This is a genomic window from Bifidobacterium sp. UBA6881 (assembly GCA_002451435.1).
Taxonomy (GTDB): Bacteria; Actinomycetota; Actinomycetes; order Actinomycetales; family Bifidobacteriaceae; genus Bifidobacterium.
In genome coordinates this window covers 1-3,585 of sequence record DKCF01000051.1, presented here as the reverse complement: position 1 = coordinate 3,585, position 3,585 = coordinate 1, and the positions used below count along the sequence as shown (strand labels likewise).

The window sequence follows — 3,585 nt, the reverse complement described above, 5'->3', positions numbered from 1 at the left end:
GCGGTTATGACGCGGCTATGACGTCAAGGACCACCACGGGAATCTCAGCGCAGCACGCCTTCGATCAGCGTGGTGATGAGGTCGGTGTAGTTCACGCCGGTGGCCTCCCATGCCTTGGGATACATGGAGATCGGGGTGAATCCCGGCATGGTGTTGATCTCGTTGACCATCACCTCGCCGTCCTTGGTCACGAAGGTGTCCACGCGGCTCAGTCCGGCGCCGTCGACCGCGACGAACGCCTTCTTGGCGGTCTCGCGCACGCGGTTCAGCGTCTCTTCGGGCAGGCTGGCGGGCACTTCCACGTGGCTGGCGGCGGAGTCCATGTACTTGCTGTCGAAGTCGTAGAACTGGTCGTCGCCCTCGGCGCGCTTGTCGAGCACGATCTCGCCCGGCCAGCTGGCCTGCGGTTCCTCGCCGGCCTTGGGGCACAGCACCGCGCATTCGATCTCGCGCGCGTCGATGCCCTGCTCCACCAGCACGCGCCAATCGTGGTGCGATGCCTCGAACACGGCCGCGGCGAGTTCCGCGGCGTCGCCTTCACGCTCCACCTTGGTCACGCCGAAGCTGGATCCCGCGCGGGACGGCTTCACGAACAGCGGGTACTGCAGTCCGGCCTTCTGGACCTCGGCGAGGATCGTCTCGCCGTTGGCCGCGAATTCGGATGCCGCATCGTATTCGCGAGCATCCAGCGTGACGCCGGGAGCGACCGGAATGCCGGCGGCGGCGAGCAGCACCTTCGTGTAGTGCTTGTCCATGCATGCCGCGGAAGCAAGCACGCCGCAGCCGACGTACGGCACGTCCATCATTTCGAACAGGCCCTGGATGGTGCCATCCTCGCCGAATGGCCCGTGCAGCACCGGAAGCACCGCGTCCACATGGCCGAGCGAGGTCAGCGTGCCGTCGGATTCGCGGGCGAAGAAACCATCCTGGCCGAGTGCCACATCCAGCACCACGTCCTTGGCGCCGTCGGTTTTCTTCACGACGGGCAGTCCCTCGTCCATATTCCAGCCGCGCGGATCCTCGCCGTCGACGATCCACTGGCCGTCCTTCGTGATGCCCACGGGAATCGGCTCGAATATATCGGTATCCAACGCGCGCAGCACACCGGCCGTGGAAATGCAGGAGATCGAATGTTCATCGGCCTTGCCGCCGTACATCACCACAATGCGCTTCTTAGCCATGTTCAGCCCTTTGTCCTTAGTCTCGCGCCGGGCAGACCTCCCGGCGACTCCACAAAACATGCCTTAGCATACTAGCAAACCGCTACACACCGGTATTCCCGAAGCACGCTGGTTCATGGTCCGCAAACCATGCATCCCACGTATCGCGGGACATTCGCGCACGGCCGTTCAGCGCGTATCGCTTATTCCTCGCTGATGCCTTCGTCGAAAAGCTCGGACAGCATCTGCGCGCAGGAGATGCCGTCGGTGAGCACATGGCTCATGGCAGTGGCGAGCGGCGTCGGCACGCCATACTGCTTGCCAAGCGCGACCACCGCGTCGGTGGTCGGCACGCCTTCGGCGACGCCGTTGCTTGCCTTGGTGGCCTCCTCGACGCTCAGCCCCTTGCCGAGGTTGGCGCCGAACGTGTAGTTGCGGCTCAATGGGGAACCGCAGGTGGCGATCAGGTCGCCCACGCCGGCCAGTCCCGCGAAGGTCTTCGGGTCGGCGCCCGCGGCCGCGCCCAACGCGGTCAGTTCGGCCAGGCCGCGGGTCTCGATCATGGCGGCGGTGTTCTCGCCGTAGCCGGCGCCGCGCGCCATGCCGACGGCCAAGGCGACCACGTTCTTCAGCGATCCGCACATCTCCAGGCCAATCACGTCACGGGTCACGAAGGGGCGGAAGTAGTCGGTGGTGCAGGCGGCCGCGATTGTGCGCGCGTTGTCGATGTCGGCGCAGCCCACGACGGTGGCCGCGGGCTGGCGGTCCGCGATCTGCTTGCTGAGATTCGGTCCGGAAATCGCGGCGAACCGATCATCCGGCAATGCCAGCGTTTCCTTGACGACCTCGTCCATGCGCTTGCCCGTGGTGCGTTCGATGCCCTTCATCAGCGACGCCACCAGCGCGTGGTCGGGAATGAGCCCTTTGAATTCCGCCAACGCCACCCGCGCGAACTGCGCCGCGATGGCGACGACCACGATGTCGGCATCCGCCACGGCCTCGGCGCGGTCACCCGTCGCGGTCATGTTGTCCGGCAGCTTCTTCACGCTGGGCAGGCGCACGCCGTTGTAATGGTGGTCGCGGATTCCCTCGACGATCTCCGGTTCGATGGCCCACATGGTCACGTCATTGCCCGCGTCGGCAAGCACCCGTCCGAAAGCCGTTCCCCAAGCACCTGCGCCCAACACCGTTACATTCGCCATATTCGCTCCTTGGATTGTTGCGGACTCGCATTCAAAGTATCCGCCCTCATGCTACCGCCGACCACGCACACTCAGATTACTGCGGTGCGCGTGCGCGTCCGTCTATGCGGCCTGCATGCGCGGCCTACGCTTCCTTCACCCGGCTCATGGTGCGGTAATCCCAATATCCGTCGGGGGCCTGCTCGCCGCGGATCTCCGCCATGATCTCGGTCATGCGCACGCGGATGCGGCGCGTCAGCTCGTCGGCGAGCGCCGCCGGCACTTCCCCGTTCCAGGAGTCGGAGCCTTCGAGCAGATCGGCGTAGTCGAGCGCGGCATCGAAGCACATGACCACGTTCTTGCGCGGCCATGGCCACCAATGGTTGATGCTCGCCGCGCCCCAGGTCACGGCGCAGTACAGCGGAATCTGATACCCCAGACGCCGTGACGCCTCAAGCGCGATCACGCCGACGCCGTTCTTCATGCTCATCGGCCATTTCTGCGGGTCGCGTGTCACCGTGCCTTCCGGCCATACGGTCAGCGGGCGGCCGGAGGTCAGAATCTCGATCGACGTCTCCTCGATGGCCTTGGCCTTGCCCGAGCGACGCTGCACCGGCTGCATGCCGACCAGCTGGAACCATTTGCCGATCAACGGCCATTTGGCCATCTCCGCCTTGGCCATGTACCGTGGCCTGCGCCCCTGATGGAACATCGAGACCATCGGCACGAACACGTCGTACATCGTCACGTGGGTCGCGGCGGTGATGAACGGACCGGTTTCCGGCACGCGTTCCAGTCCCCATGCGCGCACTTTGCTGTGCCCCCGCATGACGAGGTCGCAGCCCGTCAGCAGGCGTCGCGTCGCCTTCGGATTCTGCGCTTCGATTTCCGCGGTGTTGGCCTTGCGCGGTCCGGTCGGGAAATCATGGGTGGGATCGACCAGATGATGCTTCGCCGCGAGCTTCGCCACTTGCGCGTCGCTCAGCGGTTTCACGGCGGAACGTGGCGACGGTTTTCCTTTGGATGCCATGGTTTCCATTGTGCCACCGCCCGGCGATACGGAACCCAGGCGGTGGAAGGTCCGATGCGGGACAGGCGATCGGCTTATTTCTTCTTTCTGCCTCATCCTGCATTTTTCTGCATCATTTTACCGTCAAATGATGCAGAAAACCATGCCGATGAGGGAGCAGGCCGCGTGACCCGAATGGAGCGTTCCCGACATAGCCAACCACGGCATAACAAAA

3 protein-coding genes are annotated in these 3,585 nt (G+C 64.5%); all 3 read right to left on the bottom strand.

Annotation, left to right across the window (positions count from 1 at the left end; all coding sequences use genetic code 11):
- Positions 1 to 44: 44 nt before the first annotated feature.
- Positions 45 to 1,181: a D-alanine--D-alanine ligase family protein gene (locus B3C64_RS04425; RefSeq protein ID WP_291534008.1), complete on the bottom strand. Its 1,137-nt coding sequence runs from the start codon at positions 1,179 to 1,181 to the stop codon at positions 45 to 47.
- Between the two features lie 182 nt (positions 1,182 to 1,363).
- Complete coding sequence (locus B3C64_RS04420; RefSeq protein WP_291534006.1) at positions 1,364 to 2,362, bottom strand: NAD(P)H-dependent glycerol-3-phosphate dehydrogenase; 999 nt, start codon at positions 2,360 to 2,362, stop codon at positions 1,364 to 1,366.
- 124 nt (positions 2,363 to 2,486) lie between these two features.
- The gene (locus B3C64_RS04415) at positions 2,487 to 3,371 is read right to left on the bottom strand and encodes a lysophospholipid acyltransferase family protein (protein ID WP_291534004.1); all 885 of its coding nucleotides are present in this window, start codon (positions 3,369 to 3,371) and stop codon (positions 2,487 to 2,489) included.
- Positions 3,372 to 3,585 lie beyond the last annotated feature (214 nt).

Coding starts and splice junctions, on each gene's coding strand:
- B3C64_RS04415 (WP_291534004.1), bottom strand. CDS start 3,371: ATGGCATCCAAAGGAAAACCGTCGCCACGTTCCGCCGTGAAACCGCTG.
- B3C64_RS04420 (WP_291534006.1), bottom strand. CDS start 2,362: ATGGCGAATGTAACGGTGTTGGGCGCAGGTGCTTGGGGAACGGCTTTC.
- B3C64_RS04425 (WP_291534008.1), bottom strand. CDS start 1,181: ATGGCTAAGAAGCGCATTGTGGTGATGTACGGCGGCAAGGCCGATGAA.